The 26,165-nt window shown below is 64.5% G+C and carries 26 protein-coding genes; 18 read left to right on the top strand and 8 right to left on the bottom strand.

Features of this window, described 5'->3' with window-relative positions; genetic code table 11:
* Positions 1-63: 63 nt before the first annotated feature.
* Positions 64-603 carry a response regulator transcription factor gene (locus CYJ07_RS13585; RefSeq protein ID WP_104204247.1) on the bottom strand — a complete coding sequence of 180 codons (540 nt, stop codon included), beginning with the start codon at positions 601-603 and terminating at the stop codon, positions 64-66.
* Between the two features lie 19 nt (positions 604-622).
* Positions 623-1,888, bottom strand: coding sequence for an ATP-binding protein (locus tag CYJ07_RS13580; RefSeq protein ID WP_104204246.1), 1,266 nt, complete (start codon positions 1,886-1,888; stop codon positions 623-625).
* A 148-nt stretch (positions 1,889-2,036) separates the two neighbouring features.
* On the opposite strand from CYJ07_RS13580, the gene prfC reads away from it, so the two are divergent.
* The 3 genes from prfC to CYJ07_RS13565 are packed head-to-tail and all read left to right on the top strand — an operon-like array spanning position 2,037 to position 4,976.
* Positions 2,037-3,626, top strand: a complete 1,590-nt coding sequence (gene prfC / locus CYJ07_RS13575; RefSeq protein WP_104204245.1) for a peptide chain release factor 3 — start codon at positions 2,037-2,039, stop codon at positions 3,624-3,626.
* Between the two features lie 56 nt (positions 3,627-3,682).
* On the top strand, positions 3,683-4,159 hold the full coding sequence (gene mscL / locus CYJ07_RS13570) for a large conductance mechanosensitive channel protein MscL (RefSeq protein ID WP_104204244.1): 477 nt from the start codon (positions 3,683-3,685) through the stop codon (positions 4,157-4,159).
* A 49-nt stretch (positions 4,160-4,208) separates the two neighbouring features.
* Positions 4,209-4,976 carry a TatD family hydrolase gene (locus tag CYJ07_RS13565; protein WP_104204243.1) on the top strand — a complete coding sequence of 256 codons (768 nt, stop codon included), beginning with the start codon at positions 4,209-4,211 and terminating at the stop codon, positions 4,974-4,976.
* Here the strand turns inward: CYJ07_RS13565 and ygfZ are convergent.
* Positions 4,973-6,013, bottom strand: a complete 1,041-nt coding sequence (gene ygfZ / locus CYJ07_RS13560) for a CAF17-like 4Fe-4S cluster assembly/insertion protein YgfZ (protein WP_104204242.1) — start codon at positions 6,011-6,013, stop codon at positions 4,973-4,975. The genes CYJ07_RS13565 and ygfZ overlap by 4 nt on opposite strands.
* 139 nt (positions 6,014-6,152) lie before the next feature.
* On the opposite strand from ygfZ, the gene CYJ07_RS13555 reads away from it, so the two are divergent.
* The 7 genes from CYJ07_RS13555 to CYJ07_RS13525 all read left to right on the top strand — a co-directional run bounded on the left by CYJ07_RS13555 (position 6,153) and on the right by CYJ07_RS13525 (position 14,400).
* Positions 6,153-6,353 (top strand): hypothetical protein, encoded by a 201-nt coding sequence (locus CYJ07_RS13555; RefSeq protein WP_104204241.1) that lies wholly within the window; start codon positions 6,153-6,155, stop codon positions 6,351-6,353.
* A 19-nt stretch (positions 6,354-6,372) separates the two neighbouring features.
* Positions 6,373-6,795, top strand: coding sequence for an OsmC family protein (locus tag CYJ07_RS13550; protein ID WP_104204240.1), 423 nt, complete (start codon positions 6,373-6,375; stop codon positions 6,793-6,795).
* 87 nt (positions 6,796-6,882) lie between these two features.
* Positions 6,883-8,904 (top strand): excinuclease ABC subunit UvrB, encoded by a 2,022-nt coding sequence (uvrB, locus tag CYJ07_RS13545; protein WP_104204239.1) that lies wholly within the window; start codon positions 6,883-6,885, stop codon positions 8,902-8,904.
* A 410-nt stretch (positions 8,905-9,314) separates the two neighbouring features.
* Positions 9,315-10,136, top strand: coding sequence for an endonuclease VIII (nei, locus tag CYJ07_RS13540; RefSeq protein WP_104204238.1), 822 nt, complete (start codon positions 9,315-9,317; stop codon positions 10,134-10,136).
* A gap of 166 nt (positions 10,137-10,302) precedes the next feature.
* On the top strand, positions 10,303-11,808 hold the full coding sequence (locus tag CYJ07_RS13535; RefSeq protein ID WP_104204237.1) for a fumarate hydratase: 1,506 nt from the start codon (positions 10,303-10,305) through the stop codon (positions 11,806-11,808).
* 136 nt (positions 11,809-11,944) lie between these two features.
* Positions 11,945-13,363, top strand: coding sequence for a cardiolipin synthase (cls, locus tag CYJ07_RS13530; protein WP_104204236.1), 1,419 nt, complete (start codon positions 11,945-11,947; stop codon positions 13,361-13,363).
* A gap of 119 nt (positions 13,364-13,482) precedes the next feature.
* Positions 13,483-14,400, top strand: coding sequence for a LysR substrate-binding domain-containing protein (locus CYJ07_RS13525; protein ID WP_104204235.1), 918 nt, complete (start codon positions 13,483-13,485; stop codon positions 14,398-14,400).
* Here CYJ07_RS13525 and CYJ07_RS13520 read toward each other — a convergent pair.
* Positions 14,397-15,473, bottom strand: coding sequence for a bifunctional nicotinamide-nucleotide adenylyltransferase/Nudix hydroxylase (locus CYJ07_RS13520; protein WP_104204234.1), 1,077 nt, complete (start codon positions 15,471-15,473; stop codon positions 14,397-14,399). The two genes, CYJ07_RS13525 and CYJ07_RS13520, sit on opposite strands and share 4 nt — an antisense overlap.
* 137 nt (positions 15,474-15,610) lie before the next feature.
* Here CYJ07_RS13520 and CYJ07_RS13515 point away from each other — a divergent pair, with 137 nt between their 5' ends.
* Positions 15,611-16,516 (top strand): YihY/virulence factor BrkB family protein, encoded by a 906-nt coding sequence (locus tag CYJ07_RS13515; RefSeq protein ID WP_104204233.1) that lies wholly within the window; start codon positions 15,611-15,613, stop codon positions 16,514-16,516.
* A gap of 38 nt (positions 16,517-16,554) precedes the next feature.
* On the opposite strand, the gene CYJ07_RS13510 is transcribed toward CYJ07_RS13515, so the two are convergent.
* A complete protein-coding gene (locus CYJ07_RS13510) occupies positions 16,555-17,592 on the bottom strand; it encodes a Glu/Leu/Phe/Val family dehydrogenase (RefSeq protein WP_104204232.1) in 1,038 nt (345 codons plus the stop codon).
* A 214-nt stretch (positions 17,593-17,806) separates the two neighbouring features.
* Here CYJ07_RS13510 and yccX point away from each other — a divergent pair, with 214 nt between their 5' ends.
* The gene (yccX, locus tag CYJ07_RS13505; protein WP_104204231.1) at positions 17,807-18,079 is read left to right on the top strand and encodes an acylphosphatase; all 273 of its coding nucleotides are present in this window, start codon (positions 17,807-17,809) and stop codon (positions 18,077-18,079) included.
* Between the two features lie 6 nt (positions 18,080-18,085).
* On the opposite strand, the gene CYJ07_RS13500 is transcribed toward yccX, so the two are convergent.
* Genes CYJ07_RS13500 through CYJ07_RS13490 form a run of 3 tightly spaced genes read right to left on the bottom strand, consistent with a single transcriptional unit; the run spans position 18,086 to position 20,910 of the window.
* Positions 18,086-19,027, bottom strand: coding sequence for a nucleoside hydrolase (locus tag CYJ07_RS13500; RefSeq protein ID WP_104204230.1), 942 nt, complete (start codon positions 19,025-19,027; stop codon positions 18,086-18,088).
* 18 nt (positions 19,028-19,045) lie between these two features.
* Positions 19,046-19,960 (bottom strand): ribokinase, encoded by a 915-nt coding sequence (locus CYJ07_RS13495; protein ID WP_104204229.1) that lies wholly within the window; start codon positions 19,958-19,960, stop codon positions 19,046-19,048.
* A 2-nt stretch (positions 19,961-19,962) separates the two neighbouring features.
* On the bottom strand, positions 19,963-20,910 hold the full coding sequence (locus CYJ07_RS13490) for a D-2-hydroxyacid dehydrogenase (RefSeq protein ID WP_104204228.1): 948 nt from the start codon (positions 20,908-20,910) through the stop codon (positions 19,963-19,965).
* Between the two features lie 156 nt (positions 20,911-21,066).
* On the opposite strand from CYJ07_RS13490, the gene CYJ07_RS13485 reads away from it, so the two are divergent.
* The 6 genes from CYJ07_RS13485 to ybgC all read left to right on the top strand — a co-directional run bounded on the left by CYJ07_RS13485 (position 21,067) and on the right by ybgC (position 26,161).
* Complete coding sequence (locus CYJ07_RS13485; RefSeq protein WP_104204227.1) at positions 21,067-21,339, top strand: FmdB family zinc ribbon protein; 273 nt, start codon at positions 21,067-21,069, stop codon at positions 21,337-21,339.
* 75 nt (positions 21,340-21,414) lie between these two features.
* Positions 21,415-23,193 (top strand): aspartate--tRNA ligase, encoded by a 1,779-nt coding sequence (gene aspS, locus CYJ07_RS13480; RefSeq protein WP_104204226.1) that lies wholly within the window; start codon positions 21,415-21,417, stop codon positions 23,191-23,193.
* A gap of 153 nt (positions 23,194-23,346) precedes the next feature.
* The gene (ruvC, locus tag CYJ07_RS13475; protein ID WP_104204225.1) at positions 23,347-23,886 is read left to right on the top strand and encodes a crossover junction endodeoxyribonuclease RuvC; all 540 of its coding nucleotides are present in this window, start codon (positions 23,347-23,349) and stop codon (positions 23,884-23,886) included.
* A 140-nt stretch (positions 23,887-24,026) separates the two neighbouring features.
* Positions 24,027-24,641 carry a Holliday junction branch migration protein RuvA gene (gene ruvA / locus CYJ07_RS13470; RefSeq protein ID WP_104204224.1) on the top strand — a complete coding sequence of 205 codons (615 nt, stop codon included), beginning with the start codon at positions 24,027-24,029 and terminating at the stop codon, positions 24,639-24,641.
* Between the two features lie 90 nt (positions 24,642-24,731).
* Positions 24,732-25,769, top strand: a complete 1,038-nt coding sequence (gene ruvB / locus CYJ07_RS13465) for a Holliday junction branch migration DNA helicase RuvB (RefSeq protein ID WP_104204223.1) — start codon at positions 24,732-24,734, stop codon at positions 25,767-25,769.
* Complete coding sequence (gene ybgC / locus CYJ07_RS13460) at positions 25,766-26,161, top strand: tol-pal system-associated acyl-CoA thioesterase (protein WP_197038367.1); 396 nt, start codon at positions 25,766-25,768, stop codon at positions 26,159-26,161. Before ruvB ends, ybgC begins: the two co-directional genes overlap by 4 nt.
* Positions 26,162-26,165: the final 4 nt, after the last annotated feature.

Genomic DNA, 26,165 nt, shown 5'->3' with positions numbered 1-26,165 from the left:
CGTAGCCCGTAGCCCGTAGCCCGTAGCCCGTAGCCCGTAGCCCGTAGCCCGTAGCCCGTAGCTTCAGCGCCGCACCGGCCGCTTCTGCAGCTTGCGTTGCAGGGTTCGGCGGTGCATGCCCAGTGCGCGGGCGGTGGCGGAGATGTTGCCGTCGTGCTCCTGCAGCACCTTCTGGATATGCTCCCAGGCGATGCGGTTGATCGAGGGCGGGTTGTCGGCCACCTCGGCTTCCGGGTCGCCTTCCTCGCGGCCCAGCGCCACCAGGATCTCCTCGGCATCGGCGGGCTTGCACAGGTAATTGACCGCGCCCAGCTTGATCGCCTCGACCGCGGTGGCGATGCTCGAGTAGCCGGTCAGCACCACGATGCGGCAGTTCGGCACCACCTCGAGCAATTCCGGCAGCAGCTTCAATCCCGAACTGTGCTCCAGCTTGAGGTCGAGCGTGGCCAGCTCCGGGCGATGACGGCGAGCCAACGACAGGGCCTGCTCCGCGTCGTGCGCCACGACCACTTCGTAGCCGCGCCTGCCCATGGCGCGCGAGAGGACGTGGCAGAACATCTCATCGTCGTCGATGATCAGCAGGCGATTATCGGCATCTTGCATGGCAACCTCGTCGCGTCGCTCAGGGCTCACTGTGCGGCAGGATCACTTCGGTCAGCGTCCCCCCTTGCGGATGATTATACAGACTCACGCCCCCGCCGAAGCGATTGATGGTGGCATGAGTGAGAAACAGACCGATGCCGAGTCCCTTGCTCTTGGTCGAGACGAAGGTCTCGCCGAGCCGGTCGGCGATGTCCAGCGCGATACCTGGACCATGATCGCGAATATCGACGATCACCTCGCTTTCGTTCCAGTCCAGGCGGATGACGATGTCGTCGGGGTTGGCGTCGGCAGCGTTGTTGAGCAGGTTGGTGATGGCCTGATCGAGGGTAGTATCGACCTTGAGCCAGGGCATGCCGCGCTGGCCCGATATCTCCAGACGATGGCTCACGTCGGGGCGCAGTACCAGCCAGCGCTGCACCACACCGCTCAGCCAGTCGCGAGCGTCGCACACTTCCGGTTCGGCCATGCGACGGCGATCGGCGCTTTCGACCAGGTGGCGCAGCCGCGACTTGCACACGTCGACCTGCTGGCGCAGCAGATCGATATCCTGCTCCAGCGTCGGGTTGTCTCGCGCGTCCTGGCGCATTTCGCTGAGCAGCACCGCCATGGTGGACAGCGGGGTTCCCAGTTCATGGGCGGTACCGGCGGCCTGGGTGGCCACGGCGACGATCTGTTCGTTGCGCAGCGCCGACTCGCGGGTCTGCGACAAGGCCTGCTCCCGGCTGCGCAGGGCATGCGCCATCTTGTAGATGAAGAAGGTCACCAAGCCGGCCGACAGGCCGAAATTGATCCACATGCCCAGCACATGCAGGTTGAGCACCTCGTTGCCTTGATCGTGGGTCAGCTGCGGGACCGGATGGTAATCCCCCAGCAGCAGGGTGTAGGACGCCATGGCCGAGGTGGCGACGATCCAGGCGTAGCGCCAGGGCAGGGTGGCGGCGGCGATGGTGACCGGCACCAGGTAGTAGTTGATGAACGGGTTGGTGGCGCCCCCGGTCAGGTAGAACAGCAACGTCAGGCCGAATACGTCGACGAGCAGGTGAATCACGTACTCGATGTGATTGACCGCCCATTGGCGGCCGAGCCGCCACCAGGTAAAGAGGTTCACCAGGCCCATGCAGATGATGACGCCGATGACCGCGGTGATCTCGAGTTCGAAGTGCAGGAACTCGACCCCAACGATGACCGCCGCCAGGAAACCCGTCCAGGTGATACCGCGAACGATAGTCAGGCGGACCAGGTTGCGGCTGGGCGTCGAAAGCGGCAAAGGGGGCGCGGTAGGCATGGCTGCTCCTGGAACGTTCGTGTCGCCATGATACCGTCTCATGCCCTTTCTCGCCGCTGCCCTACAACTGTGCGGGGCAAAGCCGTAGAATGCGTGCCAATCCATTCACGCATCGCCTCGCCGGTGCCATGACGACGATTCTAACCTGATGTCTGAAGCCGATTTGGCCCGAGAAGTCGGGCTGCGCAGAACCTTTGCCATCATCTCGCACCCCGACGCGGGCAAGACCACCATCACCGAAAAGATGCTGCTGTTCGGAAACGCGATTCAGCTGGCGGGCTCGGTGAAGAGCAAGCGCAACGACCGCCACGCCACCTCCGACTGGATGAAGATGGAACAGGAGCGGGGTATCTCGGTGACGACCTCGGTGATGCAGTTCCCCTATGGCGGACGCATCGTCAATCTGCTCGATACTCCCGGGCACGAGGATTTTTCCGAGGATACCTACCGCACGCTGACGGCGGTGGACTCGGCGCTGATGGTGATCGACGGTGCCAAGGGCGTCGAGGCGCGAACCATCAAGCTGATGGAGGTCTGCCGGTTGCGCACCACGCCGATCCTCACCTTCGTCAACAAGATTGATCGCGATATCCGCGATCCCATCGAGGTGATGGACGAGGTGGAGACGGTGCTCGACATCCAGTGTGCACCGATGACATGGCCGATCGGCATGGGGCGCCACTTCAAGGGGGTCTATCACCTCTATAACGACGTCATCCATCTCTACACCCAGGGGCAAGGCAGCCGCATTCCCGACGACAAGCGTATCGCAGGGCTCGACAACCCTGAGGTCGACGCGGTGCTGGGCGCGGACGTGGCCGAGGAGCTGCGCATGGAAGTGGAGCTGGTGCGTGGCGCCTCCCATCCGTTCGATCACGCCGCCTACCTGCGCGGCGAGCTGACACCGGTCTACTTCGGTACCGCGATGGGCAACTTCGGCGTGCGCGAGATGCTCGACGGCTTCGTCGAGTATGCGCCGCCGCCCCAGTCGCGCGAGACCGATGCGCGCAGCGTTGAGGCCGAAGACGGTCGCTTCACCGGGTTCGTGTTCAAGATCCAGGCCAACATGGATCCCAAGCATCGAGATCGCATCGCTTTCCTGCGAGTCTGCTCGGGCAAGTACGAGAAGAACATGAAGATGCGCCATGTGCGCATCGGCAAGGATGTGAAGATCGCCGATGCGCTGACCTTCATGGCCTCCGACCGCTCCCACGTGGAGGAGGCCTGGCCCGGCGATATCATCGGCCTGCACAATCACGGCACGATCCAGATCGGCGATACCTTCACCACCGGCGAGGACATGCGCTTCACCGGGATTCCCCACTTCGCCCCGGAGCTGTTCAAGCGCGTGCAGCTCAAGGATCCGCTCAAACTCAAGGCGCTGCAGAAGGGGCTCCAGCAGCTTTCGGAAGAGGGCGCCACGCAGTTGTTCCAGCCGCTGGACAACAACGACCTGATCCTCGGCGCCGTGGGTACCCTGCAGTTCGACGTGGTCGCCCACCGGCTCAAGGAGGAGTACAAGGTCGACTGCGTCTACGAGCCGGTCAACGTGCAGACCGCGCGCTGGGTCTACAGTGACGATACCCGCAAGCTCGAGGAGTTCAAGCGCAAGGCGAGCGCCAACCTGGCGCTGGATGGCGGTGGTTACCTGACCTACATTGCTCCCACGAGGGTCAACCTTCAGATGACCCAGGAGCGTTGGCCGGAGATTCGCTTTGCCGCCACCCGCGAGCATTGAGATTGGCGAGTACTACGGGCATGGCGATATGAGCTGCTGAAGGGAGAAGGGAACGCATGGCATCGAAGATGCTGAAGGAGTTTCGTGAATTCGCGGTCAAGGGCAACGTCGTGGACATGGCGGTGGGGATCATCATCGGGGCCGCCTTCACCTCCATCGTCAACAGCTTGGTGAAGGATGTATTCACCCCGCTGATTGGCCTGGCGACGGGAGGGATGAACTTCACCAATCAGTTCCTGGTGCTGCGCGAGGCTCCCGGCGACGTGGTCTACCACACCCTGGAACAGGCCCAGGCGGCCGGGGCGGTGACCCTCAACTACGGCCTGTTCCTCAATGCGCTACTGTCGTTCCTGATCGTGGCCTTTGCCACCTTTCTGCTGATTCGCAACATCAACCGGCTCAAGAATCTCGCCTATCCGCCCGAGGCGGTGGCGGCACCCACGGTCAAGGATTGCCCGTACTGCCTGAGCAAGATTCCGCTGCCGGCCACGCGCTGCCCGGCTTGTACCTCGCAGCAGCCCGAGCCGGAGTGACGCGGAGCCCGTCGGACTATTTCCCACGCCGCAACGGAGCACGACACGGATGTTGATCGATGCACACTGCCATCTCGACTTCGAAGCCTTCGACGATGACCGCGAGGCGATGTTCGAGCGCGCCAGAAGTGCGGGCGTGGGCCACTTCATGGTCCCCGGCACGACTCGCCATCGGTGGCCCGCCGTATTGGCGCTTGGCGAGCGCGAGGACGTCCACATCAGCCTGGGCCTGCATCCCTATTTCATGCACGAACACCATGACGGCGATGTCGAGGCGCTGGCTGAAACGCTCGACGCGCATCCCGAGGTGAGGGCGCTGGGCGAGTGCGGCATCGACGCCCGCTTCGAGGAGACCCTGGACGATCAGTGGGAGCTGTTCAACACCCAGCTGCGCCTGGCCAAGTCTCGTCAATTGCCGGTGGTGATCCACTGCGTACACGCCAACGACAAAGTTTCCAAGCGCCTGCGTCAGCTCGACCTGCCGGCGGGCGGACTGATTCACGCCTTCGCCGGCTCGCCAGACCAGGCATGGAAATTTCTCGACCTCGGGTTCGTGGTGGGCCTGGGCGGCGCCGTTACCTATGAGCGCGCCCAACGCCTTTGGCGCGCGGTGAAGAGCCTACCGGAGGACGGTTTCGTACTGGAAACCGACAGTCCGGACATGCCCCTGTGCGGCTATCAGGGGCAGCGTAACGAGCCGGCACGCATCGTCCAGGTATGCGACATGGTAGCGAAGCTGCGAGGGGAGGCGCCGGAGGCGATCGCCGCGCAGAGCACGGTGACCGCGAGACGGGTCTTCGGTCTCGATGAGGCCTAGACAGCGGCCTTGGCCAAGTTCTCCGGATCGAGTCGCTCGATGGGGTAGGGCAGCTTCAACAGCTTGATGGCCTGGTCGTCTACGCTCAGCGGACCGATCTCCTCCCGGGTGGTGAGGACAGCCAGCACCTCGGCCTGACCGTAGGCGTCGAGTTCCGCGGCGACCACCTCTCCCACGCTCTTGCCGTTCTCGTCGATCACCGCCGCACCGAGTTCGGGCCGGCGATCGCCTTCGAGCTGGGCCCGTGCCAGGCGCTTCTTCACTTGGCCGCGGAAATGGGCGCGAGCCACGACTTCCTGGCCGGTGTAGCAGCCTTTCTTGAAGCTGACGCCACCCAATGCCTCCCAGTTGATCATCTGCGGCAGTAGGGCATCGTAGTGGGCTCGGGTCAGCCACGCGATCCCGGCCTGGATGTCATGCAGGCGCCACACAGCGTTGCCGACCGGTACCGCCTGGGCGCTCAGTTGTCGAAAAGTCTCGCTGGCCTGGGCTTCCGGCAGGCAGATCAGCAGCCGCGGCTGCGGGCCGGGGTGAGCGAGGAGCTGGCGCTCGCCATCGCCGGCCTGATGCCAGACGGCGGGCGGAGTGAGGTCGAAGCGAACTTCCGCCAAGGCCTCGGCCTCCTTGCCGATCAGTCCCAGCAGGGCCAGGTCGTCGCGAATGGCGAGCTCGGTCTTGTAGAAGGGAGCGAACTTCTTGAGATGATCGCGCAGCGGCTCGATCAACTCGCGATGCAGGATCAGGCGGTAACGATCCTCACTGACACGCATTAGCTGGGCATTGGCCAGCATGCGCCCCTTGGGGGTGCAGAAGCTGGTCAGCGGGGCGAAGTCGCCATTGGCGAGATCGACCTGGGCACTGGTCTGCCCCTGCAGCAGCTTGTCGGCGCCGGCACCGCTCACGTCGAGAATCCCCAGATGGACCAGCGGGGCCATCGCGGTCCCTTGCATGGTCTGACGGGCCGGCTCGGGTGTATCGAATTCGACCTGTGTCTCGCTCACGCGTCGCCCCTCCAGGGCGGTAATCCAATCGTTCATGCCTGTGGCTCCAGGTCATCGTGTCGGGGAGTGTCATGCCATGGTATGTGGGCAGTAGCGATGGAATGCAAGCGGCTGGCGCGTTGCTGGGGCCGTGATAGACTCAAGCCTGCTTTAAGCCTGCCACCGGGAGTCTTGCATGGCACAGCAGCAGTCGCTGAGCTTCAGTGGCGTGGAGAACGCCGATCAGATCAATCGCATAACCACGGCCCTGATGATGGTGGATGGCGTCGAGAGCGCCGAGGTCGGCCGCCACGGAGCCGATGTCGAGGGAAGAGTGAGCCGTGAGGCGCTGATTAGAGCCGTCAAGGCTCTCGGCCTGCCGATCGAAGTCAAATGACCAGTCGGGAACCTTGGCAATGAAGCAGACCATCGAGATCGTCAGTGAGCGCAACGGCGCCCTGCGCCAGAGGGTACGGATCCAAGGATTCGAGGACTTGCATGTCGATGTGCCCAAGGCCTTCGGCGGCGAGGGCAGTGCACCTGACCCGCACGACTACTTCGATCTGTCGCTGGGCGCCTGCAAGGCGATTACCGCGCAGATGTACGCCCAGCGCAAGCAGTGGCCGCTCGAGGGCATCAGCGTTCGGGTCAATCGCGACGACAGCGAGGAACGCAAGGGCACTTACCGACTCGAAGTGGTCATGACCTTTCACGGCATCGTGGACGCGGTGCAGCGCGACAGGCTGGAAGAGATCAGCCACAAATGCCCGATCCACCGGCTCATGACCAGTGCCACCGTCGAGGTCACCACCCGCGCCACCGATGTCGCCGAAGCGTAGGTCGCGAAACGGCCTTATACTGTCTCACCGATATCGGTACGTTCATCCAGGCGCCGCACGGTGCCTGGTCATCCGCTCGGAGTCACCATGAGCAAGCCGTTTCGCCTCAATGCCAACTTCAAGCCCGCCGGCGACCAGCCTGGCGCCATCGAAGGCCTGATCAAGGGGCTGGAGGCCGGACTGGCGCATCAGACGCTGCTCGGTGTGACCGGCTCCGGCAAGACTTTCACCATGGCCAACGTGGTCGAACGGTTGCAGCGCCCGACCATCGTCATGGCGCCCAACAAGACGCTCGCCGCCCAGCTCTACGGCGAGTTCAAGTCCTTCTTCCCCGACAACGCCATCGAGTATTTCGTCTCCTACTACGACTACTATCAGCCGGAAGCCTACGTTCCCTCGTCGGATACCTTCATCGAGAAGGACGCCTCGATCAACGACCATATCGAGCAGATGCGTCTGTCGGCGACCAAGGCACTGCTGGAAAGACGCGACGCGCTGATCGTGGTTTCGGTCTCGGCGATCTACGGCCTCGGCGACCCCGACCAGTACTTGAAGATGCGCCTGCACTTCACCCGCGGCGAGCTGATCGACCAGCGCTCGTTCCTGCGTCGTCTGGCGGAGCTGCAATACACGCGCAATGACATGGACTTCAAGCGCGGCACTTACCGCGTTCGTGGTGACGTGATCGACATCTACCCGGCCGATTCCGACGAGGAGGCGGTGCGGGTCGAACTGTTCGACGACGAGATCGACTCGATCCGTCTGTTCGACCCGCTCACCGGCGAGGTGCGCGGCCACGTACCGCGCATGACCATCTACCCGAAGAGCCACTACGTGACGCCGCGGGAGACGATCATCTCGGCCGCCGATCGGATCAAGGCCGAGCTGGTCGAGCGCCTGGAGTGGCTGCGCAAGAACGACCGGCTGGTGGAGGCCCAGCGCCTCGAGCAGCGCACGCTCTACGATCTGGAGATGATGAACGAGCTGGGCTACTGCAACGGCATCGAAAACTACTCGCGCTACCTTTCGGGACGCAACCCTGGCGAGCCGCCGCCCACCTTCTTCGACTACCTGCCGGCCGATGCACTGTTGTTCATCGACGAGTCCCACGTCAGCGTTCCCCAGGTCGGCGGCATGTACAAGGGCGATCGGTCACGCAAGGAGACGCTGGTGGAGTATGGCTTCCGCCTTCCCTCGGCGTTGGACAACCGCCCGATGACCTTCGAGGAGTGGGAGCGCATCTGCCCGCAGACGATCTTCGTTTCGGCCACGCCGGGGCCCTACGAGGCCGAACACGCCGGGCAGGTGGTGGAGCAGGTAGTGCGCCCCACCGGGTTGGTCGATCCCGAGATCGAGGTGCGCCCGGCGTCGACCCAGGTCGACGACCTGCTCTCCGAGATTCGACTGCGTGCCGAGGTGGGAGAGCGGGTACTCGTCACCACGCTGACCAAGCGCATGGCCGAGGACCTCACCGAATACCTCGACGAGCACGACGTGCGGGTGCGCTACCTGCACTCCGACATCGATACCGTTGAGCGGGTGGAGATCATTCGCGATCTGCGGTTGGGCAAGTTCGACGTACTGGTGGGCATCAACCTGTTGCGCGAAGGGCTCGACATTCCCGAGGTGTCGCTGGTGACGATTCTCGATGCCGACAAGGAGGGCTTCCTGCGCAACGAGCGCTCGCTGATCCAGACCATCGGCCGGGCGGCACGCAACGCCCACGGCAAGGCGATCCTATACGCCGATCGCGTGACCGATTCCATGCGCCGTGCCATCGACGAGACTGAGCGCCGCCGCGCCAAGCAGGTCGCCCACAACGAGAAGCACGGAATCACGCCGACCACCGTCACCCGCTCGGTGGCCGACATCATGGAGGCGGCCCAGGCGCCGGGGCGCAAGGGCAAAGGGCGCCGCGGCGAGCGCAAGGTGGCCGAGGGGGCGGCGATTTACGACCTCTCGGAGCTGTCGCCGACGGACCTCGTCAAGGAAGTCTCGCGGGTTGAGGACGCCATGTTCGAAGCAGCCCAGAACCTGGAGTTCGAGGAGGCTGCAAGGCTGCGCGACCGGCTGCATGAGTTAAAGGAGCGTCAGCTGGCGCTGGGGTAGGCATCGTTGATTGCCTGCTGCGCTCGATATCTTGCCCGCTGGCGGTACCGAAACGTCGGACCGTCGCAATCTCATTGTGCAGCAAGTCAACTCCGGTTGCTGCGCTCCGGCGGCGGGCAACCTCTCTTCGCTCGCGACGCCAATCCACAGATGCTCTGGCGTATATCGAGGAGTCATAATGCCACGGAGCGAGGGGCGCCGGGGGCAGGCCGAAGAGGAGGTCCGATTCCAGGGGTGAGGAGCACTGCTCCGAACGGGCTGGCCATGGATGGCCAGCACCGGACCTGCAAGCGGAGCAGGATGCGAGAGCGAAGCAGGGAATCGGTAGCGTACAGGGAAGTATTGACAGCGCCTCCTCAGAGGCCTGTCCCCGGATCAGCCCTGAGCGGCGTTAGAGTAAGGAATACCGCATGCCCGAAGGCCCAGAGATTCGCCGCGCTGCCGACCGTCTACACGAGCAGCTCGTCGGCAGGCGGCTGGAGTCCGTGTGGTTCGCCTTTCCCGAGCTGGCCGCCGAGGCCGACTCGCTGGTGGGTCGTGAGGTCACGGTGGTGGATAGCTGGGGCAAGGCGCTGCTGACCCGCTTCGACGACGGCCGCGTGCTCTATACCCATAATCAGCTCTATGGCGTCTGGAAGCTGCATGACGCCGAGCGCGAGCCCGACACTGAGCGCTCGCTGCGGGTACGCCTCACCGCGGAAGGGCGATCGGCCAGTCTCTACAGCGCTTCGGATGTCTCGCTGTGGCCGTCCGACCGACTCGATGAGCATCCATTCCTCTCCCGGCTTGGCCCCGATCTGTTGACGCATGGTGTGACGCCGAAGCAAGTCATGGTGCGTTTGCTCGAGCCGCGGTTTGCACGGCGCAGGCTGGGCGGGCTGCTGCTTGACCAGGCGCTCTTCGCCGGCATCGGCAACTACCTGCGCTCCGAGATTCTGTTCTTCGCTGGCGCCTCGCCCAGTGAGAAGCCCGCGGAACTGGGGGAGGAGCGCCTGGCGCTGCTGGCGCGTGCCATTCTCGATGTGACGCATCAAGCCTACGAGCAGGCGGGTGTGACCAATCGCGCCGAATGGGTATCCACCGCGCGCCGGCGAGGCGAGAGCCGGCGCCTTTGTCGCTTCGCTGTCTACGAGCGCGATGGGCTGCCGTGCCACGACTGCGGCAGTTTGATAACGCGGGAGACCGCCGCCTCGCGGCGGCTGTACCGTTGCCCCCGTTGCCAGCCGGGCTGAACTCTACTTTATACCGTTATCTCTTTAGGCTAAACACATATTCGACCTTGGCGGCAAAGGTCTGTCGAGCATCGTGCGATGAGGTATAATTCGCCACCGTTCGAGCCCGCCGCATCGTTCGATGGCAGAAGCGGGCAAGCCGACAAAGCCTAGGAGTTCCTTGCTCATGACCGTGATTCGCCAGAGCGACCTGATCCAAAGCGTCGCCGATGCGCTGCAGTACATCTCCTATTACCATCCCAAGGATTTCATCGACGCCATGGCGGCGGCATACGAGCGGGAGGAGAACCCGGCGGCGAAGGACGCCATCGCCCAAATCCTGATCAATTCGCGCATGTGCGCCATGGGGCACCGTCCGATCTGCCAGGACACCGGCATCGTCACCGTCTTCGTTCATGTGGGCATGAACGTACGCTTCGAGGCCGACATGAGCCTCGACGACATGATCAACGAGGGCGTTCGCCGCGCCTATCAGTTGCCGGACAACGTGCTGCGGGCCTCGGTACTGGCCGATCCGGACGGTGCCAGGAAGAACACCGGCGACAACACCCCGGCGGTGATCCATCACAAGCTGGTGCCGGGCGATACCGTGGAAGTGCATGTGGCCGCCAAGGGAGGCGGCAGCGAGGCGAAATCCAAGTTCGCCATGCTCAACCCCTCCGATAATGTGGTCGACTGGGTCATGGAGCAACTGCCCAAGATGGGTGCCGGCTGGTGTCCGCCGGGCATGCTCGGCATCGGCATCGGCGGTACCGCCGAGAAGGCGATGGAACTGGCCAAGGAAGCGCTGCTCGATCCCATCGACATTCAGGAGCTGCAGGCTCACGGTGCGTCAAATCGTGCCGAAGAGCTTCGCCTGGAGCTGTTCGACAAGGTCAACAAAAGCGGTATCGGCGCCCAGGGGCTGGGCGGGCTGACCACGGTGCTCGATATCAAGGTCAAGGATTATCCGACCCACGCCGCCAACAAGCCGGTGGCGATCATTCCCAACTGCGCCGCCACGCGCCATGCCCATTTCACCCTCGACGGAACCGGCCCGGCCGCGTTGCCGGCGCCTCGGCTCGAGGATTGGCCGGAGATCACTCGCGAGGCGGGCGATAACGTCAAGCGCGTCAACCTTGACACCGTCACGCCGGAGGAAGTGAAGACCTGGCAGCCGGGCGACACCTTGCTGCTGAACGGCAAGCTGCTCACCGGCCGTGACGCTGCCCACAAGCGCATGGTCGACATGATTGCCAAGGGCGAGGCGCTGCCGGTCGATCTGAAAGGGCGCTTCATCTACTACGTGGGTCCGGTAGACCCGGTGCGCGACGAGGTGGTGGGCCCGGCGGCCCCCCCCACGGCCACCCGCATGGACAAGTTCACCCGCACGATGCTCGAGGAGACCGGACTGCTGGGCATGGTCGGCAAGGCCGAGCGAGGGCCGGCTGCCATCGAGGCGATCCGCGACAACAAGGCGGTCTACCTGATGGCGGTGGGCGGCTCCGCTTACTTGGTGGCACAGGCGATCAAGAAATCGCGCGTGGTGGGATTCGCCGACCTGGGCATGGAGGCGATCTACGAGTTCGAGGTCGAGGACATGCCGGTCACCGTGGCGGTAGACAGTCAGGGGGTATCGGTGCACCAGACCGGCCCCGCCAAGTGGAAGGAGATCATCGCCGAGCGCGCGTAAAGAGGCTCGGCTTGGCCGGGGGCAGTCCTGTCCCCGGCGCTTCTCGCTTGACTGGTTCTCACGACGGCTCCGTCTTATGGCGGGGCCGTCGTCGTCTGGGGTATGCTGCAGACTGCTGTTTTTTCAGGGAGAGATCATGGCATCCTGGCTAATGGGCCTGGCGATCTTCATGGTGCACCTGCTGGGCTTCCTCTCGGCGATACTGGCGCTGCTTTCTAGTCGCACCTCGCAGGGGGCCGTGGCCTGGATCATCTCCTTGGTGACGTTTCCCTATGTGGCCGTACCCGCCTACTGGATCTTCGGACGGCCGCGTTTCTACGGTTACATCTCCGCGCGGGGCGAACGCGATACCGTGCTGCGGCGTATTCTTGCCGACCAGCGCTGGCGTCTCGACCCCTTCCTGGCGGACGTACACAGCCCTGACGTGAGGGCGGTGGAGCGACTCTCCCAGATGCCATTGACCAGCGGCAATCAGGCCGAGCTGCTCGTCGACGGGAAGAGCACCTTCGACAGTATCTTCGCCGGCATTGATTCGGCCCAACGCTACGTACTGGTGCAGTTCTTCATCGTACGCCACGATGCGCTGGGCCAGCAGCTCAAGGAGCGTATGCTGCGTGCGGCGAAACGGGGCGTGCGGGTCTATTTCCTGTATGACGAGATCGGCAGTCGCAAACTGGCCGAAGGCTATTTGAGCGAACTCGCAGATGCCGGCGTCGAGGTCAGTCCTTTCCGTTCGTCGCGCGGTTTCAAGCACCGCTTCCAGCTCAATTTTCGCAACCACCGCAAGATCCTCGTGGTGGACGGTCGTGAAGGCTGGCTCGGCGGGTTCAACGTCGGCGTCGAATACCTTGGGCAACATCCGCGTCATGGGCCTTGGCGCGATACTCACCTGAAGCTGACCGGGCCCAGCGTGCTGGGGCTCCAGGAAGCCTTCTGGGAAGATTGGCACTGGGCCACCGGTGAGGTCATCAACCTGTGCTGGGAACCGCGAATCGTCTGCGAGGAGTGCCAGAACGTCATTATCGTGCCGTCGGGACCGGCCGATCGCCAGGAAACCGCCAGTCTGCTGGTGCAGCATGCCATCCATAGCGCCCAAGAACGGCTATGGGTGACCAGCCCTTACTTCGTCCCCGATCAGGGCGTGCAGGACGCCCTGCACCTGGCCGCCATGCGTGGGGTGGACGTGCGCATCATGATGCCCGAGCACCCCGACCATCTGCTGATCTACCTGTCGGCCTTCTCCTTCCTGCCCGACATGGTGCGTGCGGGGGTCAAGGTCTATCGCTACCAGCCCGGCTTCATGCACCAGAAGGTGATTCTGATCGATGATGTGGCGGCGGCCGTGGGTACGGTGAATCTCGACAACCGCTCGTTTCGCCTCAACTTCGAGATTACCGCCTTCATTCCTGATAGGGGCTTCGCCGCCGAGGTGCATGGCATGCTCGAGCGTGATTTTGCGGTGTGTCGCCGTATCGATTACGAGGAGCTGCACAATCGGCCGCTGTGGCGCAAGCTGGTGGCGCGCGCCGCCTACCTGACGGCGCCGATCCAGTAAGTCATGACTGTGCTTGGGTTCGGGCGGCTGCTGGGGTACATTAGGCGCTGCCTGACGAATGGCCGCGCACCGCGGTGCGCCTTACCTCAAAACTGTGATGGCTGTCAGCGGGAGTCGCGGTGAATCTCGAAACCAAGTGGCTGGAAGATTTCGTTGCCCTGGCGAATACCCGCAGCTTTTCCGCCTCGGCCAGGCAGCGTCACGTCACCCAGCCGGCCTTCAGCCGCCGCATCCGCGCGTTGGAACAGGCGGTGGGGGTGATTCTGGTGGACCGTTCCACGACTCCCATCAACCTGACGCCGGAAGGACAGCTCTTCCTGGTCACCGCGCGTAACCTGGTGGAACAGCTCAACGAGTGCCTGGGTCACCTGCGTGGCGTCTCCATGGCCCGCGAGGCGCTGGATATCGTTGCCGCTCACTCCCTGGCGCTCAGCTTCTACCCCGAGTGGATCTCACGCCTTCAGGAGGGGCTGGGGGAGCTGCCGACGCGGCTCGTCGCGATGAACGTGGGCGAGGCGATCCACGTCCTGCGCGAAGGCAATTGCGACCTCATGCTGGCCTATCACGACCCCTATGCCACCATGCAGCTGGATGCGGAGGTCTTCCCCTCGTTCTCGATCGGCCAGGTAAAGATGCTGCCGGTCAGCTTGCCAGACGCCAAGGGCAAGCCGCGCTACAGCCTGGAGAGCAAGGACACCATTCCCTATCTCGCCTACACCCAGGGCGCGTTCCTCGGACGCAGCGTGCGCATGTTGCTCAAGAACGACCCACTGCGACTGCGGCTGCGTACCGTCTACGAGACCGCCATGGCCGAAGGGCTCAAGGGCATGGTCCTGCAGGGCGTGGGGCTCGCCTGGATTCCCGACTTCTGCGTTCGCGAGGAGCTCAAGACGGGGCGGCTGGTGCGTGCCGGCAACGAGAAATGGGACGTACCACTGGAGATTCGTCTCTATCGCTGCTCGCTGGTGCACAAGCCCGGGGTCGAGAAGCTGTGGCGGCAGATGATGAAGTTGCCACGCGACTTCCTGCAGGCCTAGGCTCCGCTGAAGTCGGCCGGCAGGCCGAGAAAATTCTGGATGATGAAGAAGTGGTCCTCGAACAGGCTGTCGGGTTCGAGTTCGGCCAGCGGTACCCAGCGCGCATGATCGCCGCCCTTGACCGGCTTGAGCTGGGGCAGCTGCTGGTCGGGGCGCAGGGCGAAATAGAAGGCTTCGGCCAGGGTGCGACCGCGCCAGCTGCGATGGGGCTCGTCGAACAGGCGCTGGCCACGCAGCGAGCCCTTGAGCACCGGCTCCGGCACCTTGAGCCGCACGCGCTCGCGCAGTTCGCGCAAGCAGGCGTCGAGCAGGCGCTCGTGGGGGTTGATGAATCCGCCGGGCAGCGCCAGCAGTCCTTTGCCGGGGGCGGCGGTGCGGCGCACCAACAGCACGTGGCCGGACTGCACCACCACGGCATTGACCGTGACGAAGATCGGCGGGTAGGGGGCATTCGCCCAGGCCTGGCGATACTGCTCGAGCAGCTGCTGTTCCTCCATCAACTGGCGGTGGGCGTCGCTGCCGGCAAAGCTGCGCAGCGCCTCGCAGACGCCCGGCGGAAGATCATGGGTCGCCCCCGTGCTCAGGTAATCTTCGGTGGAGGAGGGCGAACGGAACAGGCGCTCGCGGATCTGGCTGGCGGAGATGCCGTCGACCAGCGGAACGCTCATCGACTCCCATTGCGGAAACAGCGAAAGGTAGTAGCTGGATTGGCCGCGACTGGCGCCGATCAGGCCGATTCGCGGCAGGCGGGCATGATGATGCCCGGCGATGTCACGCACCTTGCGCTGTACGTCGCGCACCCAGACGTCATCGTTGTACAGTGCGTCGAGCAGCGGGACGATCTCCAGCCGTGCATTCTCCTCGTCATCGAAGCAGCTGCGCAGCAGCGCCTGACGCTCGTCGAAGCGCCAGGGGTTGCGCAGCGAGCGCGCCTGCCACGCCGAGCCGACCAGCACGATGACCTGTCGTGCATGTCGCAGCGCCTCGTTGATCACCGCCAGATGACCCAGGTGGGGAGGCTGGAAACGGCCAATGAATACGAGGCAATCGAAATCGTGATCGGTAGCACTCATCGGCATATCCTTCGCTGGCGGCTCGGGGGGCCATTATGGGCGCCCCCCTCGAGTGCTGCAACGCGGGAGCGGATTGGCCGACAGGCGTTCGTAGATTGCGTATGCTGAGAGCGTAAGCTAGGACAAGGAGGTTCAGGGTGCGTGAGATTTCGCTCAGGTTCTGGTGGAACACGCTTAAGGATGCCGTAGGACTGTGGCTGGATCGCAACGCCTTCAGTTATGCAGGCTCGCTGGCGTTCTATACGCTCTTTTCGTTGGCGCCTACGGTCATCATCGCCGTGGCCGTGATCGGCGTGGTGTTCGGTGAGGATGCCGCCCATGGCCAGATCGTCACGCAGTTGCAGGGGACCGTGGGGGAAGAAGCCGCTAAGGCGGTGGAGCAGGCCGTGGCGGAGTCGCGTGTCGAAAGGTCGGGCGTGATTCCCACGCTGCTGGGTGTTGGCGGGCTGCTGGTCGGCGCCACTACGGTCTTTGCCCAGATGCAGTTCTCGCTCAACATGATCTGGGGAGTAACGGCCAAGCCGAGTCGCAGCGGTGTGATGATCTTTCTCAAGCAGCGCCTGCTGTCGCTCGCCGTGGTGATCGCCATCGGCTTCATTTTGCTTGTGTCCCTGGTCGTTGGCGTTATGCTGCGCGCCATGCTCCAGGCCATCGGAGATGCCATGCCGCTGATCGGCACCTTGACCGCGGGCGCGGAATTTTTCATCTCGCTGCTGGTGATCACCGCGCTGTTCGCCGCCGTCTTCAAGATTCTCCCCGACGTGGTGCTGAACTGGCGGGACGTACTGCTCGGGGCCGTGGTCACGTCACTGCTTTTCGCCGTGGGCCGCAGTGCGATTGCCTCCTATCTGGCCTATACGGCAACGGCGTCGACCTACGGGGCGGCGGGTTCGGTGGTCATGATCCTGCTGTGGGTCTACTACAGCTCGTTGATTCTGCTGTTCGGCGCCGCCTTCACGCGCTGCTATCTGGTCGCCAGGGGAGGCGTAGTGGTGCCGCGCAACAGCGCGGTCATCGTGCGGCGAGAGCTGGTCTCGGAGTGAGCCGCCGTGCCGGGAGAACTTCCGGCACGGCGTTACGGTCAGCCTTCGAGGCGTTCGCGTGCCAGCCGGTCGGCAACCTGGGCCGGATTGGCGTCCTCGTGACGGGCGCGGGTGAATATCTCGTCGATGGTGGCGGAGATACGCTCGACGTGGGCCATCACGGCCGCGTGAGAATAGTCGCTGCGTCGTTGCCATTCGACTTCGATCACGCCGCCGGCGTTGGCCACGTAATCTGGCGCATAGAGGATGCCGCGAGCATGCAGGCGCTCGGCGATCTCCGGCGTGGCCAGTTGATTGTTCGCCGCGCCGCACACCACCCGGGCCTTTAGTCGGTCGGCCACGTCGGCGGTCAGCACCGCGCCCAGGGCGCAGGGCGCGAAGACGTCGACATCGGCATCGAAAATCGCCTGGGGTGGTATCGTGACGGCGCCGACTTCGTTGGCCAGAATGCCCAGCGCGTCGCGATCGAGATCGGTCAGGGTCAACTGCGCTCCGGCCACATGCAGTTCGCGGGCGAGGTGTGCCCCCACGTGGCCGATGCCTTGGATGGCCACGCGCAGCCCGTCCAAGTCGTCACGTCCCAGGCGATGGCGCACGGCGCTGCGCAGGGCGCAGAATACGCCATGCGCGGTGTAGGGTGACGGGTCGCCGGATTCGCCGGCGCGTCCCAGGCCGCTGACATGCGGTGTCATCTCGCGGATATGACGCATGTCCGCCTCGCTGGTGCCGGAATCCTCGGCGGTGATGTAGCGTCCCCCCAGTGAATCGACCAGACGTCCCATGGCGCGTAGCAGTTCGGGCGTCTTGTCGCGGCGAGGATCGGCGATGATTACCGCCTTGCCGCCGCCCAGCGGCAGATCGGCCAGCGCCGACTTGTAGGTCATGCCTCGCGACAGCCTCAGCACATCGGTCAGGGCGTCGTCTTCGCTGGAATAGGGGTAGATTCGCAGGCCGCCCAGGGCGGGGCCTCGGCGGGTGTCGTGGATGGCGATGATGGCGCGCAGGCCGCTCGCCTCGTCGCAACCGAAGACGAGCTGCTGATGGTGGTCGAATTCGGGGTGGTCAAAGACCTGCATGTGCTGTCTCCCTTGTGAGGATGGCTTATTGTTGTGCCCGGTGAGGCCTGGAGGCTCGGTGTGACGAGCGTCCTTCGTCGGGTGGCCGTTGCTTGTGGCGACGGCTGGCCCTACTGTCAAGATTAGAGCATTGTGCAGGCGGCCGGAATCGCGGCGAGCCGTGCGAGCGTTGATTGCGGTGCGCCTTGATGGCTTGACGAGACGAGGAGGGGCTATGAGCAAACGCTGCGTAAAGGCGCGCGTCGCCGGGAAAGTGCAGGGCGTATGGTATCGCCGGGGCGTGCAGGAGCAGGCGCTGCAGCGCGGCCTGACCGGCTACGCAAAGAACCTGCCGGACGGGCAGGTGGAAGTGCTGCTCTGCGGCAATGGCGAGGCGGTCAATCAGGTGGCGAACTGGCTGTGGCAGGGGCCGCCGAATGCCCGGGTCACACACGTCGAGCTGGAATCGATCGAGTGTCGAGACCCGGACAGCTTCGTCTGCCTCTAGCCCGGCTCAGCCGAGGGTGTCGGCAATCCACTCCACCACGGCGTCGCCGTCTACCTCCAGGCAGACCTCGACCAGCGGGGTCTGCGACCAGCGGTCCACGATGAAGCCCCGGCCCTCTGGGGCGAAGATGGTCTGGCCCTCGGCCATGCCCTCGGTCACCACGGTCAGATGACCGGGAGCGGTGGTGAACAGGTCGGGGCGCAGCAACCAGGCCAGCGCACAGCTATCGTGGGGGCAGCAGCCATCGATGCCGAGGAATTCGCGGTAGAAATCGCGATAGAAGGCGTAGCTGCCGGCCAGCACCTTGCCAAGAGCACCCTGGCCGGCTTCGATGCGCGCCATGTGCGCTTGGCTCAGTACGCAGCGATGGGTAACGTCGAGCCCTACCAGGGTCAGCGGCCAGTCGGCGGTCAGCACTCGCTGAGCGGCATGTGGATCGTTGAACATGTTGGCCTCGGCGACCGGCGTGACGTTACCGCCTTCGCGAATCGAGCCGCCCATGATCACCACCTGCCGGACCTTCCCGGTCAGGTCGGGGTCGAGCTGTAGGGCGGCGGCCAGATTGCCTACCGGACCCACCGCGACCAGGGTGACCTCGCCCGGACGCTCGTTGACCGTATCGACGATGAACTGGGCCGCGCTGCGTGGATCCTTCACCCCTTTCACCCCGGGTAGCTCGATGTTGCCCAGCCCGTTGGCGCCGTGAATGTGGGCCGGCGCGGGATGACGCGGCTTGACCATTGGCCCGGCGGCCCCCTGGGCGACGGGAATGTCGCGCTCCGCCAATTCGCTGAGCAACAGCGCATTGTGGGTAGCGGTCTCGATGTCCACGTTGCCGTAGGTGGTCGTCATCCCGAGCAGCTCGATCTCGGGATGGCGCAGAGCGATGGCGATGGCCTGGGCGTCGTCGACGCCGGGGTCGGTATCGAAAATGATCGAATGGGACACATGACCTCCTTGGTGATGTCAGGGATTGGGGCGGGGGGAGTGGGACGTCAGGAGCTGCTTGACCTCGTCGCGCGATGGGATGCTATCGGCCGCGCCGGGACGCTGGACGCCCAACGCGGCGGCCTGGGTGGCGAACGCCAGGCAGCCGGTAATGGATTGGCCCTCCTGCAGTGCGGCCATGAAGTAACCAATGAAGGTATCCCCGGCGCCGGTGGTGTCCTGCGCCTCGACCGGCAGGGCGGGCTGGTAATGACGTTCGTCGGCCGACTGGTACCAGGCGCCTTCACTACCCAGGGTGATCACCGTCGCCGTGCGCGGCAGCCGCTCATGCAGCGCTTCCAGCAGGACGCGGGCCTCGCTGGATTCGGGTAGCCCGGTGAGCCAGGCGGCTTCGCCTCGGTTGACGAACAACAGGCGACAAGCTTCCAGCGGCAGCGTCAGCACGGTATCGCTCATCGGCGCCGGGTTGAAGGCGATCTCCAGGCCATGCTGGCGAGCGCATTCGAGCAGTTCGGGCAGTCCGTTGCACTCGTTCTGTACCAGCAACCAGTCGCCTGGCTGGGCGGCCTCGCAGAGGGCGTCGCGGTGACGTCGGGTAAAGCCGTGGTTGGCACCGGGATGCAGGATAATGGTGTTCTCGCCGCGCTCGTCGACCTGGATAATGGCGTGTCCGCTGGGCTCGTCGACGAGTTCGACGTGGCTGACGTCGACGCCGGCCCGTGCCAGCCGGTCACGGGCCCAGGCGTCTTGCCTGCCCAGCCGTCCCCAGTGGCTGACCTGGCCGCCCGCCATCGCCATGGCCAATGACTGGTTGGCTCCCTTGCCGCCCAGCCCGACGTGGTAGCCGTGACTGGCTAGCGTCTCGCCGGGATGGACCAGGTGCGGCACTCGGTAGAAATGGTCGAGATTGATCGAACCCAGGTTGTGAAGCATGGTCAGACTCCGCTCCGCTGGGCTTGCCAATTGCGCAGATTGTCTACCGTCAGCGCAACGATACGCTGCCTTGCCTCGGGCGTGATCCAGGCATTGTGCGGGGTGACGATCAGATTGAGCGGCTCGGCGAGGGCATCGAGTAGTGGATGGCCTTCGCGCGGGGGTTCCTTCGGCAACACGTCGACACCGAGGCCGCCGAGGCGGCCGTCACGCAGCGCCGCCAGGGCGGCCGATTCGTCGATGATCCCACCGCGAGCGCAGTTCACCAGCAGGGCGCCCGGCTTGACGGTGTCCATCAGGCCGGCACCGATCAGATGTCGCGTGGCGTCGGTCAAGGGGCAGTGCAGGCTGATGACATCGGCTTCGGTAGCGAGTTCGGCAATGCCCGGGCGGCTGTCGTTGGCCTCGCTGCCGGGGCGCGCGGCGAAACTCACGCGCATGCCGAACGCTTCCGCCAGTGCGGCCACACGGCTACCCAGCTCGCCCTGGCCGACGATCGCCAGGCGCTTGCCCTCGAGCTGCAGCGTGCCGTGTTCCATCAGACAGAAGAAAGGACTCTCGTTCCAGCGCCCCGCGGCCACGTCGCGCTGATAGAGCGGCAGCCGGTTGGCCAGGGCCAGGATCAGCATCATCGTGTGCTGGGCGACACTGGCGGTGCCGTAGGCGGCGACATTGCGTACGGCGACGCCACGACGCTGTGCGGTGGCCATGTCGATGTTGTTGGTGCCGGTGGCCAGTACGCAGATCAGCTGCAGCGAAGGCAGCGCCTCGAGGGTGGCGCCGTCCAACACCACCTTGTTGACGATTGCGACGTCGGCGCCGGCCAGGCGTTCACGGCTCTGCTCGGTGGTGCTCTGCTCGTAGACCTCGAGTGTGTCGACCTGCTCGCGCAGGGGGGTTAAATCGACATCGGGGCCGAGGCTGGCGGCATCGAGTATCACGGCTTTCATGCGGGTTTTTCCTTTTGTGGATCCGCCGTGCAAGGCCGGGACAGGCCTTGTCAGGCACGTTATAATGTCCGGCTCTCACGGCAGGCTTGGAAAGTGCGTCGCTCGGCCCTATATCGCCGTTGGTTGCGCGCTGTCGAATCAGGAGTGAATTGAACCATGCCCATCTATGAATATCAGTGCAAGGCCTGCGGCCACCGTCTGGAGAAGCTTCAGAAACTGAGCGCCGCTCCGCTGACCGATTGTCCTGCCTGCCATGCTCCGGAACTCGGACGCCTGGTCTCCGCCGCAGGCTTCCGACTGGCAGGTGGCGGCTGGTACGAGACCGATTTCAAGTCCGGCAGCAAGAAGAACCTGGCCGGCGACTCGGCGAGCGGTGGCGGCGAAGGCAAGGAGAGCAAGGCGCCGGCGAAGGACGGCGCCGCGGCCTGACGCTTCACCGCGCCGATCCCAACAAGCCGATTTCAACAACCTTTTCGATAACGCTTAACGGAAACAGGATACGACATGCGCAGCCATTATTGCGGCCAGCTCAACGAAACCCTGGTGGACCAGACGGTCACCCTGTGCGGCTGGGTACATCGCCGTCGTGACCATGGGGGCGTGATCTTCCTCGACATGCGCGATCGCGATGGCATCGCCCAAGTCGTGGTCGACCCCGACACCGCCGAGGCCTTCGCCAATGCCGACCGTGCGCGCAGCGAGTTCGTGCTGCGTATCTCCGGCCGCGTACGGCTGCGCCCTGAAGGCACCCAGAACCCCAAGATGCCCACCGGCATGATCGAGGTGCTGGCCAAGGAAGTCGAAGTGCTCAACACGGCGGCCACACCGCCGTTCCAGCTCGACGAACATGGCAAGGTCGGCGAGGAGGTGCGTCTCAAGCATCGCTACATCGACCTGCGCCGTCCCGAGATGATCGAGAAGCTGCGCCTGCGCTCGCGTATCTCGCACCACGTACGCGCCTTCCTCGAGGGGCAGGGCTTCCTCGACATCGAGACGCCGATTCTGACCCGCGCCACGCCCGAGGGTGCTCGCGACTACCTGGTGCCCAGCCGCACCCATCCGGGCAGCTTCTTTGCCCTGCCGCAGTCGCCGCAGCTGTTCAAGCAACTGCTGATGGTGGCCGGCTTCGATCGCTACTACCAGATTGCCAAGTGCTTCCGCGACGAGGATTTGCGCGCCGACCGCCAGCCGGAATTCACCCAGATCGACATCGAGGCCTCCTTCGTCGAGGAGGAGGACATCATGGGTGTCACCGAGTCCATGATTCGCGAGCTGTTCCAGGACGTGCTCGACGTCGAGCTGCCGCCATTTCCGCGCATGACCTGGTCCGAGGCCATGGATCGCTACGGCTCCGACAAGCCTGATCTGCGCATCCCGTTGATGCTGGTGGATGTCGACGACCTGATGCAGCAGGTCGATTTCCAGGTCTTTTCCGGCCCGGCGAATGCCGCCGACGGCCGCGTGGCGGCGCTGAAGGTGCCTGGCGGTGCCAGCATGTCGCGCAAGGTGATCGACGACTACACCAAGTTCGTCGGCATCTACGGCGCAAAGGGCCTTGCCTGGATCAAGGTCAACGATCGCGACAAGGGCCTTGAGGGCCTGCAGTCGCCGATCGTCAAGTTCATGGAGAACGTGATTGAGGAACTGCTCGACCGCGTCGGTGCGGAAGATGGCGACATCGTCTTCTTCGGCGCCGACAAGGCGCGTGTCGTCAACGAGGCGCTCGGTGCGCTGCGCGTCAAACTGGGCGAGGACCTCAATCTCTACACCCGCGACTGGGCGCCCCTGTGGGTGGTCGACTTCCCCATGTTCGAGGCCGACGACAACGGTCGCCTGAGCCCGCTGCACCACCCGTTCACGTCGCCGTCGTGCAGCCCCGAGGCGCTCAAGGCCAACCCGGCCGAGGCGCTGTCGCGCGCCTACGACATGGTGCTCAATGGTACCGAGTTGGGCGGCGGTTCAATCCGTATCCACGACCAGCAGATGCAGAGCACCGTGTTCGAGATCCTCGGGATCGGTGAAGAGGAGGCCCGCGAAAAGTTCGGCTTCCTGCTCGACGCGTTGCAGTACGGTGCGCCGCCCCATGGCGGACTGGCCTTCGGCCTCGATCGCCTGGTGATGCTGATGGCCGGAGCGCGCACCATCCGTGAAGTGATCGCCTTCCCCAAGACCCAGAGCGCCGCCTGTCTGATGACCGACGCTCCCGGCGAGGTGGGCGCAGAGCAGCTCAAGGACCTGCATATCCGACTGCGTCAGAAGCCGAAGCCGGAAGGCGGCGAGTAACCGAGCGACCAATCCTTCAGCCCCGACACCGGCGCCTTCTGGCGCCGGTGTCGCATCGGCGAACCCTCGCTCCGCTCGTGGTTTCTGGGCGATGTTCTTACCAATACGGAGTTCAGCAACGATGTCATCGAACACCTGGATTGACCGGCGCGCATGCTGATTCTCGGCATCGATCCGGGGTCGCGCACCACGGGGTACGGAGTGCTCGACGTCAGCACTCCCGCGCCGCGCTACGTGGCCAGCGGTTGCATTCGGCTTCAGGACGTCGCGCTTCCCCAGCGCCTGGCGCGCATCTATGCCGGTATCGCCGAGCTGGTCTCCCTGCATGGTCCGGGTGAGATGGCCATCGAGCAGGTCTTCATGGCGAAGAACCCCGATTCTGCGCTCAAGCTCGGCCAGGCACGCGGCGCGGCGATCGTCTGCGCCGCCAATCATGGCCTGCCCGTCCATGAGTATGGGCCGCGGCAGATCAAGCAGGCCGTGACCGGCAGCGGCGGGGCGACCAAGATCCAGGTCCAGCACATGATCGTTTCCATCCTGGGGCTCGACGGCGTGCCCCAAGCGGATGCCGCCGATGCGCTGGCCATCGCTCTGACCCATGCCCACGCTCGCATCGGTCTGGTCCAGCGCGGCAGCTTCGGCGGCCACCGAACGCGCCGGCGTGGGGGTTCCTGGCGCGATTATCAGCCATGAGCGTAGCCAACCGGAGACGCGATAAACTATTCTCGAACAGCGTTTGACGGCGGGCTGGTCAGCCGCTTGAGCGACCAGTATAGTGGCGCCAGGAAGGCCTTAGGCCTTGAACGACCTTCAGATCGGGAAAGTGAAGCTCCATGATCGGACGCCTGCGTGGCACCCTTCTCGACAAGCAACCCCCCTGGCTGGTGGTGGACGTGGCCGGTGTCGGCTACGAACTCGAAGCCTCGATGACCACGCTGGTGGCGCTGCCTGGCGTGGGCGAGCCCGTCTTCCTTTATACGCATCTCACTGTGCGTGAAGACGCCCACCTGCTGTACGGCTTCGCCCGCGAGCAGGAGCGAGCGCTGTTTCGCGCGCTGATTCGGGTCAACGGCATCGGGCCCAAGCTGGCCTTGGCGATACTTTCGGGGATGGACGAGACGGCCTTCATTCGCTGTGTGATGGAAGACGACGTCAAATCCCTGACGCGCCTGCCTGGTGTGGGCAAGAAGACCGCCGAGCGCTTGATCGTCGAGATGCGCGACCGTTTTCCTCACTGGGAACATGCCACGGAGGGGGTCGCTATCGCCGATGTCGCGTCGGGCCAGGGCGATGCGCTGCGCCAGGACCCGCTGGCCGATGCCGAAGCCGCCCTGGTCAGTCTGGGGTACAAGCCCGCCGAGGCCGCCAAGATGCTTTCCGGGCTCGACGAGGGGCTATCCACCGAAGCCATGATCAAGGCGGCGCTGACCAAGCGCCTGGCCGGATGAAAGGAGTATTGTCTCTAACACAGCCGCCGGAATGCGCTGCGCAGCCGGACGGCGCCACAGGGGCCGCCAGCGTGACCGCGAGTGTTCGATATGATGCACAATGACCGCTTGATCGCCGCCGACGAACGCGAGGGCGAGAATCGTGTCGACCACGCGATCCGCCCCAAGCGCCTGGCCGAGTACATCGGGCAGCCCCGCGTGCGTGAGCAGCTCGATATCTTCATCACCGCCGCGCGGGGTCGCGACGAGAGTCTCGACCATACGCTGGTGTTCGGTCCGCCGGGGCTGGGCAAGACCACCCTGGCCAATATCATCGCCGCCGAGATGGGTGTGGGCCTCAAGTCCACTTCCGGCCCGGTGTTGGAGCGTGCCGGCGACCTGGCGGCCATGCTGACCAATCTGCAGCCGGGCGACGTGCTGTTCATCGACGAGATCCATCGGTTGTCGCCGGTAGTGGAGGAAATCCTCTATCCCGCGATGGAGGATTTCCAGCTCGATATCGTCATCGGCGAGGGGCCGGCGGCACGCTCGATCAAGCTCGATCTGCCGCGCTTCACACTGGTGGGGGCCACCACGCGCGCAGGCCTGCTGACATCGCCGTTGCGCGATCGTTTCGGCATCGTACAGCGCCTCGAGTTCTACGCCATTGATGAGCTCACCGAGATCGTTGCGCGCTCGGCACGCCTGCTCGGCGTCGAAGTCGATCGCGGTGGCGCCCACGAGGTGGCGCGACGCTCGCGCGGCACGCCGCGCATTGCCAATCGGCTGCTGCGTCGAGTGCGCGATTTCGCCCAGGTGCGTGCCGATGGACGCGTCGATGCGCCCATTGCCGACCAGGCGCTCAACATGTTGCATGTGGACCACCACGGTCTCGATCACATGGATCGGCGCCTGCTGCTGGCCATGATCGAGAAATTCGACGGTGGCCCGGTCGGGATCGATTCGCTGGCGGCAGCGATCGGCGAGGAGCGCGACACCATCGAGGACGTCATCGAACCCTACCTGATCCAGCAGGGATTGATGATGCGCACCGCACGCGGACGAGTGGTGACCCGCCAAGCCTGGCAGCATTTCGGCCTCGCGCCGCACGATCAGGCCCTGGACGCTAGCGGCGAGGTGCGTCCGTGAGTGAGTTTCGGCTGCCGGTACGTGTCTACATCGAGGATACCGATGCGGGTGGCATCGTCTACTACGTCAATTATTTCAAGTATATGGAGCGGGCACGTAGTGAATGGCTGCGCCATCATGGCTTGACTCAGCGCGAGCTGCTCGACGCCGGCATTCAACTGGTGGTGCATCGCCTGGAGTGTCGCTATGCCAAGCCCGCCCGCCTCGACGACGAACTGAGCGTCAGCGCTGTCGTCGCATCGCACGGACGCTGCCGGATGAGCTTCGCTCAGGCAGTGTGGCGTGGCGGGGAACCCTTGTGCGAGGCCCAGATCGACATCGCCTGTCTGGATGCCGCTCGCCTTAGACCCACAGCATGGCCGCAGGCGCTCGCCGCGGCCCTCAACGGTTAACCGA

Source organism: Billgrantia saliphila (genome assembly GCF_002930105.1).
GTDB classification, from domain to species: Bacteria; Pseudomonadota; Gammaproteobacteria; order Pseudomonadales; family Halomonadaceae; genus Halomonas; species Halomonas saliphila.
This window is presented reverse-complemented; position numbering and strand designations above follow the sequence as displayed.

Coding starts and splice junctions, on each gene's coding strand:
- ruvA (WP_104204224.1), top strand. CDS start 24,027: ATGATCGGACGCCTGCGTGGCACCCTTCTCGACAAGCAACCCCCCTGG.
- CYJ07_RS13580 (WP_104204246.1), bottom strand. CDS start 1,888: ATGCCTACCGCGCCCCCTTTGCCGCTTTCGACGCCCAGCCGCAACCTG.
- uvrB (WP_104204239.1), top strand. CDS start 6,883: ATGAGCAAGCCGTTTCGCCTCAATGCCAACTTCAAGCCCGCCGGCGAC.
- CYJ07_RS13585 (WP_104204247.1), bottom strand. CDS start 603: ATGCAAGATGCCGATAATCGCCTGCTGATCATCGACGACGATGAGATG.
- CYJ07_RS13535 (WP_104204237.1), top strand. CDS start 10,303: ATGACCGTGATTCGCCAGAGCGACCTGATCCAAAGCGTCGCCGATGCG.
- CYJ07_RS13565 (WP_104204243.1), top strand. CDS start 4,209: ATGTTGATCGATGCACACTGCCATCTCGACTTCGAAGCCTTCGACGAT.
- aspS (WP_104204226.1), top strand. CDS start 21,415: ATGCGCAGCCATTATTGCGGCCAGCTCAACGAAACCCTGGTGGACCAG.
- cls (WP_104204236.1), top strand. CDS start 11,945: ATGGCATCCTGGCTAATGGGCCTGGCGATCTTCATGGTGCACCTGCTG.
- CYJ07_RS13490 (WP_104204228.1), bottom strand. CDS start 20,910: ATGAAAGCCGTGATACTCGATGCCGCCAGCCTCGGCCCCGATGTCGAT.
- CYJ07_RS13550 (WP_104204240.1), top strand. CDS start 6,373: ATGAAGCAGACCATCGAGATCGTCAGTGAGCGCAACGGCGCCCTGCGC.
- mscL (WP_104204244.1), top strand. CDS start 3,683: ATGGCATCGAAGATGCTGAAGGAGTTTCGTGAATTCGCGGTCAAGGGC.
- ruvB (WP_104204223.1), top strand. CDS start 24,732: ATGATGCACAATGACCGCTTGATCGCCGCCGACGAACGCGAGGGCGAG.
- prfC (WP_104204245.1), top strand. CDS start 2,037: ATGTCTGAAGCCGATTTGGCCCGAGAAGTCGGGCTGCGCAGAACCTTT.
- CYJ07_RS13555 (WP_104204241.1), top strand. CDS start 6,153: ATGGCACAGCAGCAGTCGCTGAGCTTCAGTGGCGTGGAGAACGCCGAT.
- CYJ07_RS13495 (WP_104204229.1), bottom strand. CDS start 19,960: ATGCTTCACAACCTGGGTTCGATCAATCTCGACCATTTCTACCGAGTG.
- yccX (WP_104204231.1), top strand. CDS start 17,807: ATGAGCAAACGCTGCGTAAAGGCGCGCGTCGCCGGGAAAGTGCAGGGC.
- ygfZ (WP_104204242.1), bottom strand. CDS start 6,013: ATGAACGATTGGATTACCGCCCTGGAGGGGCGACGCGTGAGCGAGACA.
- ruvC (WP_104204225.1), top strand. CDS start 23,347: ATGCTGATTCTCGGCATCGATCCGGGGTCGCGCACCACGGGGTACGGA.
- CYJ07_RS13485 (WP_104204227.1), top strand. CDS start 21,067: ATGCCCATCTATGAATATCAGTGCAAGGCCTGCGGCCACCGTCTGGAG.
- CYJ07_RS13520 (WP_104204234.1), bottom strand. CDS start 15,473: ATGAGTGCTACCGATCACGATTTCGATTGCCTCGTATTCATTGGCCGT.
- CYJ07_RS13510 (WP_104204232.1), bottom strand. CDS start 17,592: ATGCAGGTCTTTGACCACCCCGAATTCGACCACCATCAGCAGCTCGTC.
- nei (WP_104204238.1), top strand. CDS start 9,315: ATGCCCGAAGGCCCAGAGATTCGCCGCGCTGCCGACCGTCTACACGAG.